15 protein-coding genes and 1 riboswitch are annotated in these 16170 nt (G+C 41.4%); of the genes, 10 read left to right on the top strand and 5 right to left on the bottom strand.

Annotation, left to right across the window (positions count from 1 at the left end):
* Positions 1-96 precede the first annotated feature (96 nt).
* Positions 97-205, top strand: a riboswitch (SAM riboswitch).
* A gap of 169 nt (positions 206-374) precedes the next feature.
* The 6 genes from ACXAHI_RS10220 (at position 375) to ACXAHI_RS10195 (ending at position 5513) form a co-directional block, all read left to right on the top strand.
* Entirely contained in the window at positions 375-1181 is an 807-nt protein-coding gene (locus tag ACXAHI_RS10220) for a MetQ/NlpA family ABC transporter substrate-binding protein (RefSeq protein ID WP_474847445.1), read from the top strand.
* A gap of 22 nt (positions 1182-1203) precedes the next feature.
* A complete protein-coding gene (locus ACXAHI_RS10215) occupies positions 1204-2238 on the top strand; it encodes a methionine ABC transporter ATP-binding protein (protein WP_474847443.1) in 1035 nt (344 codons plus the stop codon).
* Entirely contained in the window at positions 2228-2902 is a 675-nt protein-coding gene (locus tag ACXAHI_RS10210; protein WP_270180170.1) for a methionine ABC transporter permease, read from the top strand. The genes ACXAHI_RS10215 and ACXAHI_RS10210 overlap by 11 nt, the downstream gene beginning before the upstream one ends.
* Before the next feature lie 21 nt (positions 2903-2923).
* Complete coding sequence (locus ACXAHI_RS10205; RefSeq protein WP_474847441.1) at positions 2924-4012, top strand: iron-containing alcohol dehydrogenase family protein; 1089 nt, start codon at positions 2924-2926, stop codon at positions 4010-4012.
* 433 nt (positions 4013-4445) lie between these two features.
* Positions 4446-4943, top strand: coding sequence for a DUF6843 domain-containing protein (locus tag ACXAHI_RS10200; protein ID WP_474847439.1), 498 nt, complete (start codon positions 4446-4448; stop codon positions 4941-4943).
* Positions 4944-4979: 36 nt separating this feature from the next.
* Positions 4980-5513, top strand: a complete 534-nt coding sequence (locus ACXAHI_RS10195) for a GNAT family N-acetyltransferase (protein ID WP_474847437.1) — start codon at positions 4980-4982, stop codon at positions 5511-5513.
* 79 nt (positions 5514-5592) lie between these two features.
* On the opposite strand, the gene ACXAHI_RS10190 is transcribed toward ACXAHI_RS10195, so the two are convergent.
* The 3 genes from ACXAHI_RS10190 to galU form a co-directional block, all read right to left on the bottom strand.
* Complete coding sequence (locus tag ACXAHI_RS10190; protein WP_474847435.1) at positions 5593-6174, bottom strand: histidine phosphatase family protein; 582 nt, start codon at positions 6172-6174, stop codon at positions 5593-5595.
* 1 nt (position 6175) lies between these two features.
* Positions 6176-8086, bottom strand: a complete 1911-nt coding sequence (locus tag ACXAHI_RS10185) for a response regulator transcription factor (RefSeq protein ID WP_474847433.1) — start codon at positions 8084-8086, stop codon at positions 6176-6178.
* Between the two features lie 138 nt (positions 8087-8224).
* A complete protein-coding gene (galU, locus tag ACXAHI_RS10180) occupies positions 8225-9115 on the bottom strand; it encodes a UTP--glucose-1-phosphate uridylyltransferase GalU (protein WP_270180164.1) in 891 nt (296 codons plus the stop codon).
* 316 nt (positions 9116-9431) lie between these two features.
* Between galU and galE the strand changes: the two genes are divergently transcribed.
* On the top strand, positions 9432-10433 hold the full coding sequence (gene galE, locus ACXAHI_RS10175; RefSeq protein WP_474847431.1) for a UDP-glucose 4-epimerase GalE: 1002 nt from the start codon (positions 9432-9434) through the stop codon (positions 10431-10433).
* A gap of 321 nt (positions 10434-10754) precedes the next feature.
* Positions 10755-11369: a pyroglutamyl-peptidase I gene (gene pcp / locus ACXAHI_RS10170; RefSeq protein WP_474847429.1), complete on the top strand. Its 615-nt coding sequence runs from the start codon at positions 10755-10757 to the stop codon at positions 11367-11369.
* 39 nt (positions 11370-11408) lie between these two features.
* On the opposite strand, the gene ACXAHI_RS10165 is transcribed toward pcp, so the two are convergent.
* Together ACXAHI_RS10165 and ACXAHI_RS10160 are read right to left on the bottom strand one after the other, a co-directional pair.
* The gene (locus ACXAHI_RS10165; RefSeq protein ID WP_474847427.1) at positions 11409-13250 is read right to left on the bottom strand and encodes a bifunctional diguanylate cyclase/phosphohydrolase; all 1842 of its coding nucleotides are present in this window, start codon (positions 13248-13250) and stop codon (positions 11409-11411) included.
* Between the two features lie 182 nt (positions 13251-13432).
* A complete protein-coding gene (locus tag ACXAHI_RS10160) occupies positions 13433-14020 on the bottom strand; it encodes a DUF5317 domain-containing protein (protein ID WP_474847425.1) in 588 nt (195 codons plus the stop codon).
* Between the two features lie 196 nt (positions 14021-14216).
* Between ACXAHI_RS10160 and ACXAHI_RS10155 the strand changes: the two genes are divergently transcribed.
* Both ACXAHI_RS10155 and manA read left to right on the top strand, forming a co-directional pair.
* Positions 14217-15140 (top strand): ROK family protein, encoded by a 924-nt coding sequence (locus tag ACXAHI_RS10155; RefSeq protein ID WP_474847423.1) that lies wholly within the window; start codon positions 14217-14219, stop codon positions 15138-15140.
* 2 nt (positions 15141-15142) lie between these two features.
* Positions 15143-16102 (top strand): mannose-6-phosphate isomerase, class I, encoded by a 960-nt coding sequence (manA, locus tag ACXAHI_RS10150; protein ID WP_474847421.1) that lies wholly within the window; start codon positions 15143-15145, stop codon positions 16100-16102.
* The last annotated feature ends 68 nt before the right edge of the window (positions 16103-16170 follow it).

Raw genomic sequence — 16170 nt, 5'->3', positions numbered from 1 at the left:
GCAAAGCGCACCGGTACCACGTAGAAAAAGCACTTGACGTTCGGTGAGTGAGGTACTATACTGTTGAGAATAGTTAAACAATCTGAATAATTCAAACTCTTATCAAGAGTGGCGGAGGGACTGGCCCATTGACGCCCAGCAACCATCTCAGTTCGTGAGAAAGGTGCTAATTCCAGCAAACGAGCGATCGTTTGAAAGATGAGAGAGAGTTACATAATGGAAAACACCCAACTCTCTCTGTTCAGCAGGGAGAGTTTTTTTGTTTATGGGGTTGAAACAAAGGAGGGAACCGACGCTCTGGTGATATCGTACGTTTACGTAATTTAGTGCAAAGACGCTTTAAATGAATATAGGAGAGAAAGGGAGTTAAGAGAATGAAGAAACTATCGCTACTAGTAGGTGCATTATTATTAATTGTCGCAGCAGGGTGTTCTGGCAGTGCAGAGTCAGGCAACTCAACCGAAGGGCCGCTAAAGGTAGGGGTAACAGCCGGTCCACATGAAGATGTGATGAAGAAAGTAAAAGAAGTTGCTGAGAAAGATGGTTTTGAGATCGATGTCGTGGCGTTCAACGATTATGTTATGCCAAACAAGGCTCTTGATGAAGGGGAACTCGATGCGAATGTTTACCAGCACGAACCGTATTTAAATGATTTTGTTGAAGAGCGTGGGATGGAATTATCTAAGGTTGCGACGACGATTAATTTTCCGATGGGCATCTATTCCGATCAATATGAGAGCCTTGATAATTTGAAGAAAGGTGACAAAGTAGGATTACCGAATCACTCTACTGGAGAACCCCGAGCCCTCATGTTGTTTGAGGAAGCAGGGATCATTGAATTAAAAGACGGTGTAGGAGTTGAAGCAACGATTAAGGATATTGAGAAGAACCCGTTGAATCTTGAGTTTGTTCCTCTTGAAGCATCGCAGATTCCAAGGCAACTAGGTGAGCTTGCCATCGCTGCGATCAACACGAACTATGCGATGGAAAGCGGTCGGGTTCCAACTGAAGATTCTCTCGTAATGGAACCAGAAGATTCTCCTTGGGTGAACGTAATCGCAACAAAAACCGAGAATAAAGACGACGAAAGAATCAATAAACTAGTGGAATATTATCAGTCAGATGAAGTTAAGAAGTTTATTGAGGAAGAATTCAACGGCTCAGTCATAGCATCCTGGTAATTTCGGTAAAGGAGAGAAGGAAATGATACGACTAGAAAATATCTCAAAAGCGTTTCAAACCGGAACTACTATTACGAAGGCTCTGGATAGCGTTGACCTTAACGTTGAAAAGGGAAAGATCTATGGTGTGATCGGTTATAGTGGCGCTGGTAAAAGTACCCTCGTTCGAACGGTCAATCTGTTAGAGAGACCAACAGAAGGGAAAGTGTTCATTAATGATGTAGAGTTAACCGGTCTATCAGCTGGCAAGTTAAAGAAAACACGTCAGCGAATCGGAATGATCTTTCAGTCGTTCAATCTATTAAAAACGGGGACGGTTTATCAAAATATCGCCATCCCCCTTAAGCTCACTGGGGTTTCAAAAAAGGAGATCGATTCCCGAGTAAGAAAGTATCTACAGATCGTAGGACTAGAAGATAAGCGCGACGTATATCCTGGACAGCTCTCAGGCGGGCAGAAACAAAGAGTTGCGATTGCCCGTGCGCTAGCGCATGAACCGGAAGTTCTTCTGTGTGATGAAGCAACGAGCGCGCTCGATCCTGACACAACGGAGTCGATTTTATCTTTACTCGAGCAAATCAACCAGGAGTTCGGACTAACGATTCTACTCATTACACATGAAATGCACGTGGTTCAAAAGATTTGTCATGAAGTGGCCGTGATGGAAAACGGACGCATCATTGAACAAGGACTCGTTGTTGATCTATTTAGTAGACCAAAGACGCCTACGACGAAACGATTCGTACAATCGCTGTTTCAAGATGACGTACCTGAATCCCTCGTGAAGAAGCTGGAGTCGAAGGGACAAATCGTGACGCTTTCCTTTGTAGGAGAGTCGTCAGGAAAGCCTGCACTTGCGCTCCTTAGTAAAAACTTTGATATTTATCCATCTATTCTTGCAGGGAATATCACGCAGCTTAAGGATCAACCTTTTGGTAGATTAGTTGTTCATCTTGAAGGAGAAGAGTCAGAAACGAAGAGAGCAGTTATGTTTTTAGAAGAACGGGGAATTTTTGTAGAAGGGTATGTACCGGAGGTGAACGCGCATGTCAGCTAAGATTTCGGAATTTATCGATTTATGGGGGGCAGATATTTGGAGTGCAATCATCGAAACGTTCCAGATGGTAGGAATCTCGCTGTTGATTTCCGTGCTATTAGGATTACCACTCGGTGTGCTTCTCGTGCTAACAAGACCTGGGAAGGCGCTAGATAACAAGATACTATTTCGATTGTTAAACGCTGTGATCAATGTGATCAGGTCCATCCCGTTCATCATCTTATTGTTTTTCATCCTGCCTTTTACAAAATTTATCGCAGGCACTACGATTGGAGTGAAGGGTGTAATCGTGCCGCTCGTCGTCTTTACTGCTCCATACATAGCAAGGTTGATGGAGTCCGCTCTTCTTGAAGTGGATCGAGGAGTCGTTGAAGCCTATGAGGCGATGGGGATTAAGACGCGCCACATCATCTGGCATGTACTTGTAAGAGAATCGCGTTCTTCCATCGTATTAGGGCTTACCATTGCAACGATTGGTTTGATCGGAGCCACCGCGATGGCAGGGCTTGTCGGAGCAGGTGGATTAGGTGACCTTGCGTATCGATATGGGCATCTTCGTTACGAAGTCGACGTGATGTACGTAACGGTGTTCTTACTGATCGTACTCGTTCAAGGGCTTCAATCTCTCGGTAATGTAATGGCAGCACGGCTTAAGAAGGACTAGACTTGCGAAAGGAGTTTTCTTATGGAACCAATTCATGTTCGAGCAACCCCGGGGCACTATCAGTGTCACCAAGGTGTTTTGGATGAACTTCCAGATCGATTAGAGCAAGGTGGGTTCCAAAACATCTTTCTTATTCACGGAGAAAAATCTTGGGAAGCAGCTGCTCCTTATCTACCTGATCTCTCCCGATTCAAAGCAGCGTATTCGAGGTACAGAGGAGAGTGCTCAAATGCTGAGATAACAAGGCAAGCTGAGCTCGCTCGACTTCATGGTGCCGATCTTATAATCGGTGTGGGAGGTGGTAAGGTTCTTGATGTTGCAAAAGCAGTAGCGAATGAACTATTGATTGAAACTGCACTTATACCTACGCTCGCTTCAACATGTGCAGCGTGTACGCCTCTCAGTGTGATTTATTCAGAGGAAGGAGAGTTCCAAAAACATATTGTTTACCCACGAAGCACGCACCTTGTTTTAGTGGAACCTGAAATTGTGCTCGACTCACCGCCTGAATTCTTACGTGCAGGGATTGGAGATACACTCGCAAAATGGTATGAAGCGAGAAGCATCATCGAAACGCTTCCTTCACATCCTGTACCGATTCATTTTGCGTATGTTGCTGCGAAAAGCTGTCGTGATGTGCTGTTAGAACATGGTGAAAGTGCATTGATCGATCAGAGAAACAGCCACCTAAGTGAATCGTTTATAAAAGTGATTGAAACGAATCTCTTAACAAGCGGCATGGTAGGAGGTTTCGGCGATCAGTATGGGCGGGTTGCTGGAGCGCATGCCATCCATAACGCATTAACACATCAGCCTGAAACACATTCTTTTCTCCATGGGGAAAAAGTGGCATATGGGATACTCGCCCAGCTCGCTTTAGAAGAGCGGTGGGACGAGATCAAAGAGTTGATCCCTTTCTATGAGTTAGTAGAGTTACCATTATCACTAGCTGGACTTGGTTTCACTAGCGATGTCCAGGCTAAAGTTGAAGCGGTATCTAAATATGCAACAAAAGAGGAAGAGACGATTCATATTACGAAGCAGGTATCACCTGAGGAACTGTCCAATGCGATTTTAAAGCTCGAAGAAATGACGAAAACAGTGACGTGATAAAAAGACCCCTGGATCTAAGAAAGATCCAGGGGTTTATATATGGTATTGGTGATCGGAAAGCCGGTCGATGTGACGGTCGCGATGTTTTCTAAATGCTTCCTTGTGTTTTGGTTGTGGTTTGAAGAAATTCTTCATTAGAAATATCATAGTATACCCTCCTTTTATCTTTCATCTTATTCATTTAACAGCCTGTTTATTAAAGATTCTCCGGTAGCTCTCTCCTGTGTTACCTCTCTCTTTCTACTTCCAGTGTACGCAGAAATTAGTTGGATTAAACCGGTCACGAGGATGGTTTTGTATCAGTCCATAGTCTGATATTTTCTTCGACAAATAGCGGGGGGTGACAGGCACCGTTCTTGAACTGAAGGAACTTTCTTGTAGGTGTCGAACTATTCATAGAGTTGGTTTATATAATGGGGGCGAAGCAGAAATGAAATGGAGCAAGCTACTTGTTTTGACACTTGTGGTTGTAAGTATGGTTTCATGTTCGTCTAAAGCTTCTACTAACCATGACAAAACAGATACGCTGCATTTGATTCCAGAGGGCTTCGAAGGTCAATTGATCACCGTCTATAATGTAGAGGGAGCACCAAAGTTGAAAAAGGAAAAAGGGTTCACCGTCATTCGTTACGATAAGAATGGAATGTTTCTAACTTCTACTGAAGAAATGGAGTATGGAACAGTTACAGATGAGTTTTATTATGTAGATCGTAAAGACAAACGTATGAAAATCGATGAGAATTGTACGTATCTTTTTCCTAACGGGGGTATAACCATCAAAGACAGGCGACTTCTTTATAATGCGTTCTACATCACGGAAACACATTGTAGTGAAGACTTTGTAGGGCGAGGACCACAAGCCCCTGTAAATCGAAATTTAACACCTAAACTTGAAGCAAAATTAATCGAAGAGGGACTGATGGAATAGAGTGCCTCTTTTTTGAGAGAAAAGGATGAAGGAATGATGAATGGAAACTTAACTCAACTACGCGCTGTTGCGCTTGAAGATATGGAAGATGTCTACCAGTGGAGAAACGATGATGAAGTGAGTCTCTTTGCGGTAGGCAATTCTCCTCTTTTAACACACGTATCTCGTGAACAAGTAGAAAGTACGTATGAAACGATTGTCAAAATGGATCGAGCGGAGAATGGCGTATTTTCTATTCTCGATTTGGAAGGTAGAATAATAGGAATTGCAGATTACCGTGATGTGAACATCATTACGAGGTGCGCCGTGATGGGCATTACGATTGGTGATAAAGCCTATTGGGGAAAAGGGTACGGAAGTGATGCGATTAAGGTAATGATTCGTTATCTATTTCATCAATTAAACATGCAGCGCATCCAGCTAGACACATGGAGTGGAAACGCTCGTGCGATCAGAGCATATGAAAAGTGCGGATTCAAGGTAGAAGGGCGATTACGCCAAAATGAGTACGTTGATGGAAAGTACTATGATACCGTCATTATGGGCTTACTTAGAAGCGAATGGGAGTAGCCTTAATCAAACGTTTGTTTAACATCGAAACCCCCGTTTTAAAGGAGTATGCTCTTTCAGAACGGGGGTTTAGTGTCGACTATGAGGTTGTTTGCTTTTGTGATGCACTCAATATTCTTTCTACATGATCAAGGTCTTCCGCGTGAAATGATAGTTTGTATATATCAGGCATATCAAGACTCTTCCAGAACGTCACATCATAACGATCGTCAAAATGACTCATCAGTAACACCATAATATTTCCGTGAGTACCGATTACTACGTTCTTACCTTCATACGTACGAAGAATTTTCTTTAATTCATGTACTCCTCTTTGACGGGCATCCACATTCGATTCTCCTCCATCGAAGGAGAACGTTTCGTCCCTCCAAACCGCATCGATCGCTTCATTAAAGTCCTCTAAAGGCTTGCCAGCTAAAAGGCGCTCCTTTAAATCCTCAACTAAGTTCACATCTTGACCGATCTCTTTTGCAATTCCTTCAACTGTAGCAATCGCACGACGATAAGGGCTTGAAAGCACCACGTCCACTTGATGTTCCTTCATTAATTCCGTTACTTTATTCGCGTCAGCAGTCCCTTTTTGTGAAAGGCCACGACCATACTCATCTGGCGTGTAGGTAGAATGTGCATGACGCACTAAATAAATTGTTGTGCGCTTCATACTAGCCTCCTAATATTCGTTTTGTTAGTTCTGTTCGGTTTTTTACATGAAGCTTCGCATAGATTCGAGTTAAGTGTTTTTTTACCGTGATTTCAGTTAAAGATAGTTCACTCGCTATTCTTGCATTCGATTTCCCTTCGATGACGAGATTGGCTACTTCTTTTTCACGAGGAGTAAATCCATAACGATCCAACGGGGTCTGATTGAATGTCACGCCGATCGCATGTGCGAAATTATCAAGATATTGAGATAAACGCTTGTTGTTTAAGTCGAGCTCGTACGTTTTCGAACGTGCGTGTATTCCATAATCGTCGTGGGATGCTTCAGGAATTTCTTGAAAGTTAAATTGTTCGAGAAGGTTCTGAAAGTAGACGACAGGGGTAGAAGCAACGAGTATTCCTTCGGTCAATACAAGTGGAAGGAGATGATAAAGCAATGCGTACAGCTCTTCTTTTTGACTTTTATCTTTCACATCGAGGTAACGGATAACCCAACCGCAGGGCTCACCAGCATGTCGAATTCGTCTTTCTTCAGTATTTGACAACTGTGAAAAGTAGCTTCGAGTGACCAAGCTTTCTTTTAATAAATCGATCGTAGTTGATTGGATAGGAATCGTAACGGTCATCCCTCGGACGACTCCTTTTTCATTCCTCAGAAGTTTAATGTGCTGTAATCCAATGTTCTCAAGGGATTCCTTTGTTATGTAAGAACCTTTCGAGAAGCGCTCTTTATCTTTATCAAGGAAAGAATGAATGTCACTCCAGTCCTTTTGTTGAGCTGAGGTTAGAGAATACATCGAAATATTTTCATTGTTGAACGGCGAAGAATGAATCATTCGATCTTTTAAAAGATAGAAAAAATCATTGACCTCATTGAGTCTAATCACGTGGTCGTTTTGTTCGATGTATTTCCGACAATACATCAGCGCGTTTTTCCATAATTCATGGTAGTACGTTGGTTTTCGTTTCATTAGGTCTGTTTTCAAAGCATTTTGGAAAAGAGGATGAAGTTTCCAACCATCCGCGGTTTCTTCAACAAAAGAATATGAGGTGAGACGCTCGAACTCTCTTCTAGATAAGGAGGTTTTGAGGATCGCTTCTATCTTTTCCTGGTGAATTTGAATTCCAAATACAGCGGCCTCTACATAAGCCACCATCTTATCGTCTGTCACTTCTCTCATCCATTCTCGGACAACATACTGATAGGTTTCTTGTACGAGTTTTTCATCTAGTTTAAGAGCTTTATTAGAGGAATAGACAAGGTGTGAGATGGCAAAAGGGTTTCCTTTCGAGTGATGCCAAATTTTCTGTAAATAACCATCTGTTGACGTCTTGATCATAAGTTGAAATTGCTCATACGTTAACGAACGAAGCTCGATCGTTTTTATAAAAGGGTGCCATATAGAAGATTTCCAGTAAGTATTCAATGGTTTTCTTCCACAAAAAATGAAAATGATCGATGAAGGTAGGGAGGGGAGAAAGGACTGTCGAAACCATTCATCTAGCTTTTCATAATGTTCATATGAGTCAATGGCGATAACCGTACGAATTCCCTCTTTCTCAAGGTGTTGAATGTGCATGAAGATCGCCTCAAGTGGTGAAACAGAAGAAGAAGCCGGCCCCATTTGCTCGAGTAATGCGTGTAAAAATGAAGTTGGATCAGCTCTTGTGTATTGGGCATTCACGAGGTAGAACGGTGTTCCGTTCCGTCGAGCTTTTATACGAAAGTGCATAAGCAATTCACTCTTACCTGTCCCAGAGTGACCATGGATCGAAAGAATCCCGCTGCTTTTTCCTACTAATAATCTATGGAAAGTGTCGATTTCATTCTCTCTTGAAATCGTAATCGAACTGAATGTAGAATGATTAAAACCCTTTTGAACGTTCGGTAAATCTTCCAGCATATGTATCATCACGCCCCGTTGAATAATTTTGCATACGAAAGTATATAAATACTATACTTTCGTATGTATTAGCAATATTCCTGCAAAGCGTGCAAATCTTATTGAAGTTTTAAAAATCCGCATTCCGAGAATGGAATGCGGATTTCTTTATTTCTTTGTAGCAAGTTCTTGTTCGACTACTTGTTTTAAGTAGTTCATAACATCTTCACGAAGTTCAGGACGATATAAAGCGAAGTCGATCGTTGCCTTGATAAAACCGAATTTATCTCCAACGTCGTAACGCATGCCATCGAATTCATGAGCAAATACGGCTTGTTGTTCGTTCAATCGTTTGATCGCATCGGTTAACTGGATTTCTCCACCAGCACCGGTTGTCTGTGTATCGAGGATCGAGAAGATTTCAGGTGTGAGAATATAACGGCCGAGTATCGCATAATTAGAAGGTGCTTCTTCTAATGCTGGCTTCTCAACGAGAGATTGAATTGGAATGATGCCGTTATCGATTTGTTCTCCTTTTGGAGCGATGACACCGTATTTAGAAACGTCTTCACTAGGAACTTGTTGTACTCCAACAATCGATGTTCGGTATCTGTTGTAGCTTTCCATCAATTGCCCGATACATGGTTTCTCAGATCGCACGATGTCATCTCCAAGTAGAACTGCAAATGGCTCGTTTCCGATAAACCGGCTAGCACAATTAATCGCATGACCTAGCCCTTTAGGTTCTTTTTGGCGTATGTAATGAATGTTTGCAAGGTTAGAGATTTCTTTAACTTCATTTAGCATCTTTGTTTTTTGTTTCTTAGTAAGCGTTTCTTCAAGTTCATAGGACTTATCAAAATGGTCCTCGATCGCACGCTTTCCACGGCCACTTACGATAATAATATCTTCAATGCCAGCCGCGACAGCTTCTTCTACAATATATTGAATCGTAGGTTTATCAACGATTGGCAGCATTTCTTTAGGTTGTGCTTTGGTAGCTGGTAAAAAACGTGTTCCAAGACCAGCAGCAGGTATGATCGCTTTTCTCACTCTCACGTTGGAATTCCTCCCAATATCTAGTTAATTTATGTTTCTATTTCCCTATAAATTCCTTTTCCATACTAACATAAATTAGTTGGATTTTCCTGTTTTTTCTTGGTGAAGTTTCTAAAGTCGAATTAATAAAATCTTGCCTAAAACTAATTTCGACGCCATTTCCTATGTTCCTTTATTCGTTTTGCAATTAAAAAGAGTTCATAGTCAGCATTTGATGAATTCAATAGCTCTTTTAATGATTTTTACTATTTTCCGGGAAATAACGTGTAGATTCGACGAGAGATAACAGGTACTATGATGATGGAGGGGATAAAAAATGGCAATTTTAGTAACCGGAGGAGCAGGATACATAGGTAGTCATACTGTTATGTATTTGAAAGAGCAAGGAGAAGAAGTTGTTGTACTCGACAATTTATCCAAGGGGCATGCAGAAGCTTTTACAGACGTTCCTTTCTACCAAGCTGATTTAACGGATGGCAAAGTTTTAGATCAAATTTTCAATGATCACGACATTGATTCCGTTATTCACTTTGCTGCGAGTTCACTTGTCGGTGAAAGCGTAGCAAATCCATTAGAATACTACCGTAACAATGTGACAGGATCTCATGCTCTTGTTTCTAAGCTTATTGAACACCAAGTAAAGTACATCGTTTTTTCTTCAACTGCAGCAACTTATGGAAACCCTAAGAGAACGCCGATCGAAGAGAGTGATCCTACGGTTCCGACGAATCCGTATGGTGAAACAAAACTCGCCATCGAAAACATGCTTCGCTGGTGTGATGAGGCTTATGGTTTAAAATCTACATCGCTTAGATATTTTAATGCAGCAGGTGCTGATCCTGAAGGGCGTATTGGAGAAGATCATGATCCTGAATCTCACTTGATTCCAATCGTTCTTCAAGCTGCTCTCGGACAACGTGAGAAAGTTGCTATTTTTGGTAGTGACTATCCGACAAAGGATGGTACATGCGTGAGAGACTACATTCACGTGTTAGATCTTGCTCAAGCGCATTACCTAGCGTTGAAACGAATGAAGACAACTGATGAGAGTGCGATTTTTAACTTAGGGAATGGAAAAGGCTTCACTGTAAAAGAAGTGATCGACACATGCAGGAATGTAACCCAAAGAGCGATCGAAGCAGAGGAAGCGCCTCGTCGTGCAGGCGATCCCGCTATATTGATCGCATCGTCTCAAAAAGCGATCGATCAACTAGAATGGCAGCCTGTTTACCCAGAGCTCCAACAAATTGTTGAGCATGCATGGAATTGGCACCAACACCACCCTCAAGGGTATAAGAAAGACCACGTTTCATTATAGATTTTGGCATAATAGTACGGAGGTCATGCGTAGGTTTGCATGACTTTTTTTATATCCGATTAAAACTAAATGTAATGGGGAAGAGGAAGGTATAGTAGTAAGAATGAAACGGTGGTGTTAGAGTATTGGGATACTTTTTGCTACTAATCCTTTCTTTAGCAATTTTAATCTTTCTTATTCGAGTTCCGATGACGGAACGATTCCCGCCTGCTATTCGAAAGCTGGGAATTACGTTTCTTGTAGGCCTTTCACTTGTTTTTTTAATTTTATTTATTGGGGGACTGGTAAGTGCCTGACCCCAAGATGAAAGGGGCGAATAGAATGGATAGGTTATTATTAACAGGGTTTGAACCTTTTCTTGAACATCGACATAACCCTACTGAATCAATTGTTCGTGAGATGGATGAAGAAATGGTTGGAGGATTTGAGATTATCGGTCGTGTATTGCCAGTTGATTTTAAACAGGCTTCTGAAAGATTGCTCACGTATGTGGAAGAATGTAAGCCAAGTGCGATCATCATGCTTGGTTTAGCCGCAGATCGTACCAAGATTACACCTGAACGAATCGCGATCAACGTGAACGATAGCGTTGAGGACAATACGGGGAACGCTCCTGAAGATGAACCGATTGTAGAAGACGGACCAGCCGCATACTTTTCAACGTTGCCTATCAAACGGATGACGGATGCCCTCTTGCAAAATGGAATACCTGCAGAGATTTCTAATACGGCAGGGACGTACTTATGTAATAACGTTATGTACAGTGTGCTTCATGTTCTTGAACAGAATAACATCGACACGCCGGCAGGATTCGTGCATGTGCCACCGACTTTCGAAATGACGTTACACCATTCTGCTCATACAGGGTTTCCATTCAATAGTATTCGAGATTCCATTCGAATCATGATCAATACGATAGCAGAAGCAAAAGTTTAAAAGATATAAAACAAGCAGAGCGCTTATGCTCTGCTTGTTTTATGGATTTGCCTGTACAGGCTGTTCCCTGTCAATGTTACCCGTATCTAGTGTTGGAGACTCTTCGATCACTTCGATGAAAGCTTCAACAAGCTGTGGATCAAATTGAGACCCTGAGCAACTCTTTAATTCATCGATTGCTTCCGAGAAAGATTTCGTTTCCTGATAAGGTCGTTCGGTTGTCATTGCATCGAACGAGTCTATTACAGTTAGCATACGAACGAGTCTAGGAATTTCATAGCCGCTCATTCCATATGGATATCCCTTTCCATCGAAGCGTTCATGATGCAGTTCGACAAGAGGCAGCAGGTCGTGAAGCTCACGGTCGGTAGAAACGATTTCTCTTCCCCAGATCACGTGTTTTTGAACCATTTCCCATTCTTCTTTTGTAAGCTTTCCTTTTTTGTTGATCACATCTCTCGGGATTTCTAACTTACCAATATCATGTATAAGAGCTCCCATAATGAGCGTTTTGCGGTCTGCCATATTCAAGTTTAACTTGTTGCTGAATTGAATAGCATACTCATAAACCCGCCTACTATGACGATACGTATAGACATCTTTGTATAAAAAGATACGCAGCTGCTGTTCAAGGTGATCCATTTCCTGTTGATATTGAAACGTGTCCACAGGAAGATTTTCAGTATCGTAGAGGGACACGTTATTCTTTCCTTTTGTTTTCGCAAAGTACATCGCTTGATCGGCTTTTTCAATCATTTCAGTTGAATTATAGAGTTCAAGGTTGTATTCAATCACGCCTGCTGAGAAAGATAGGCAGCCATGAGGGAGAACCTCGACTCCTTCGAAGTAAATATCGTTGACTTGTTTTCTCAGCTGATTAATAAAACGATAAGCTTCTAGCTGAGATAGCCCAGGCATCAACACCGCGAATTCTTCGCCACCATATCTTGCCACAGTGAAATCTGACTTGGCTATCCTCTTCATTTCAGCACCGAAATGCCTTAGTAATCGATCTCCCTGCAAGTGACCGTGAAGATCATTGTATTTCTTAAAATCATCTAGATCCAATAGGCCGAGTGAAAGAGCCTCGCCTGATCGTTTAGCTTTATCGATTTCTTTTTCTAATAAATTTTTAAAATAACCATGGTTATATAATTCGGTTAAGTGATCCATATCTGCTTTCTCTGAAACTTCCTGGTAAAGCTGAAAGTACTGTTTAAATGAGACAGATAATAGGATCGCAACGAGCGTAAATAGAAAGATACCCAGAAACACCTGTTGCTTCATTAATAATACAAGTATCAATGAAAGTACAAGGGTGATCAAATAGCTTGATATTGTTTCTTTAAGCATTCCTTTAATCACTATGAATAAGCTCTGAGTTTGAGTTAAAAGAAAAAATAAACCGATAAATAATACGTTTAAGAGAAAGTAAACGCTAAAAGACGCAAGGTATGAAGAAATATTTAAAACTGTTATGGAACTGAGTTCTCCACCAGTTGATAGAAAAGAATAATATGTGCTGACAATCATGATGACGTAAATCGAGAAATTAAAGAGGTGTTTCCACCAAACGACTTGCTTTTGATACACAGCATAGATAAGTGAGGTAAATAGTAAGATTGTTAGCGACATATCTAAACCAAATACAAACAAAATTGCCAGGTAAATCGCTGAATCCATAGATAAGGAGTTACCGCTAGGAGGCAACAAGATCGTGTAGTGGTTTAGGAGGAGGATCGCAGTAATAAACGTGAAGGCCAGACTCCATTTAAGTGGCGTCATAGAGTAGCTTGAGATGTATAATAAGATTCCAGCAACAGATACCACGCAAAGGTACATGTTCACTAGGTAGTTGTTATTTTGAAATATGCCCTTCATGTTTCCACCACTCTCATTTAAATTTAGTTTGAAGATGGAGGAGCACAGGAGTGCTCCTCTTCGTCTATTAAACTAATTTAAATCCAGAAGTTAATGCGATTAAGGCGGTAGAAATAATAGCAATATTAACGATGATACCAGTTAGCTTAATGCCTTCTTTTCTTTCCATGCTGTCACCTCCTTTAAGTAGACAGCGTCTTAGTCGCGGAAGATGAATCTTCTGGATGTCGATTCTGTACCATGACTCGCTGTATAAAGATAAAAATACCTATATTCATAACGATGTCGCCAAAGCTGATTACCTGATCTTTTGGATAAGGGTCAGTTATTGGTATCACATCGCCAAGGAACCCTAGTAACGTTGAATCGGTCAGAACTGCATGCTTTCCATATAACCCATTTTGGATAGCGCTTGCATATGCTGGATCTAATATGGCAGCAGCTTCTAGTGATACTGGCATTCGACCACCATTTAGTGCCATGACGATAAAGTTTAGTAATACACCTAGCAAAAGGATTGGAATACCAATGTTAATCTTGCGGTTTAACCATAGAAAAGCCATGCCGACGACGTAGATCAGCATAAATAGTACTCCACTATACTTTCCAATCCATGCATAGGAAGATTGATAGACAAAAACTCCTATTTCAATCAGAAGTAAGAGTGGGAATATCCACCCAGCGCGGAATGATAAATACGCAAAGCCTTTTAAGCTCCCTTTTCTTAGGAAACCGATTAGAATGGCTAGTAAAATACCGTCAAATACCATGTTTGTCACCTAATTTGTTAGTTTAATAATAGTTTATCAGAGCACTACTAGTAGTCAACGAAATTCCTAGAAATTTTTCAAAATTTAGCAATTTATGACGATGTATGTTGGTTATTGAAATAATTGTAAATTTGCGCTAAATCTTTACGCAATTCATGGTAGCATATAAAAATAAGAAATGGCAGGAGGGGATATTTTGGGAAACTACTATATGGGTATCGACTTAGGAGGAACGAATCTTCGAGTTGGCGTAACAGATGAAAAAGGACATTTACTTCAAGTTAGGCAAATCCCTACGATTGCGACGTCTGGCTATACTTCTATTATTGCGAGAATGATCGATATGATAAAAGAGTTGACTGAAACTTATAAAGTAGAAACAATAGGGATTGGGTCACCTGGACCGTTAAATCCTTTCGACGGTATCATCATGTCACCACCTAACCTGCCAGGGTGGAAGGATGTTCCAATTACGGAAATCGTTCAGAAAGAAGTGAGTATTCCAACTCTCCTAATAAATGATGCTGACGCCGCTGCTCTAGGTGAAGCGATGTATGGAGCGGGAAAGGGCAAACAAAGTTCCTTTTACATTACAGTCAGTACTGGAGTAGGCGGAGGATACGTGTTACAGAATAAGATCGTGCAAGGAGAACATGGCTATGGTGCAGAAATCGGAAACATGATCATTAAGCCGAATGGTCCGAAGCATGCTAATATGAATGCAGGTTCCCTCGAAGCATTGGCTTCTGGAACTGCAATCGGTAGAGAGGGCAAGGCGAGGCTTGGAATTGAGGGCGGAGCAAAAGAGGTCTTCGCCATGGCAGGTGAAGGGAACCAAGCTGCTATCGCAATCATAAGTGAAGCGATGGATGCACTTGCCATCGGAATCGCAAACCTTGTTCATACACTTGACCCATCAGTATTTATCCTTGGTGGAGGCGTAATGAATGCCCAAAGCGAGCTGTTTTCGCTTCTCAGAAAAAAAGTCGACGGCTATCTATATGAAGGGTTACGTGGAAAAGTAGTCATCGAGCCTGCGGTCCTAGGAGATCATGCAGGATTGATTGGAGCTGCTATGGCTGGAATTAACATTAGAAACGAACGAAATGAGGAGGAATAATCTTGTATCAACATGAACCGCTTTTTCTAAAGCCTGAATTCAAAGATCGAATCTGGGGTGGCACTAAGCTCAATGATATTTTTGGCTACGATATCCCGTCTGAAACAACTGGTGAATGCTGGGGGATTTCCGCTCATCAGAATGGACCATGTGAAATTAAGAACGGACCTCTCGAAGGTCAAACATTAAACAACGTATGGGATGAACATCGAAATTTATTCGGAGATGAAGAAGGCGATCACTTTCCATTATTAGTGAAAATTTTGGATGCAAATCGTGATTTATCTGTTCAGGTTCATCCCGACGATACATACGCGAGGAACGTTGAAAATGAAGCATACGGTAAGACGGAATGCTGGTATATCATCGATTGTGACCCTGGTGCTGAGCTTATCTTTGGTCACCATGCTAAAACAAAATCGGAGTTTACAGAGATGATCGATAATGGAGAGTGGGATAGCTTGCTTCGACGTGTTCCGATCGAACCAGGGCAATTCTATTTTGTTCCGAGTGGTACGATTCATGCGATTGGAGCAGGAACGATGATTCTTGAAACGCAACAGAGTTCTGATACGACGTATCGTGTTTATGACTATGATCGTACGGATGATCAGGGGAATAAGCGCGAGCTTCATATCGAGAGATCTAAAGAAGTTTCTACAATTCCTCATCGCGATCCTGAGTTTGAACCAATCGTTTCTAGTGAGGAAGGATTAAGGCAAACAAAGCTAATCGACTCTACCTATTTTACAGTGTATCACTGGGAGATCGATGGTGTATTTACGAATAAACTGGACGCACGCTATTTATTAGTAAGCGTCTTGAGTGGTGAAGGTGAAATTTCTTCAGGGAGCTCTTCACACTTTTTAAAGCAAGGAGATCATTTTATCATCCCATCGACTATGAATGAGTTTGAACTTGAGGGTGAGCTTGAATTGATGGTTTCTAAAAGTAATAAATAACAGAAGGGATCGGCTTTTTAGCCGGTTTCTTTTTTTTGGTGTCATAATTTTCGTAGCCCTAAATATTC

The organism is Anaerobacillus sp. ABD4_527 (assembly GCF_056160805.1).
This window is presented reverse-complemented; position numbering and strand designations above follow the sequence as displayed.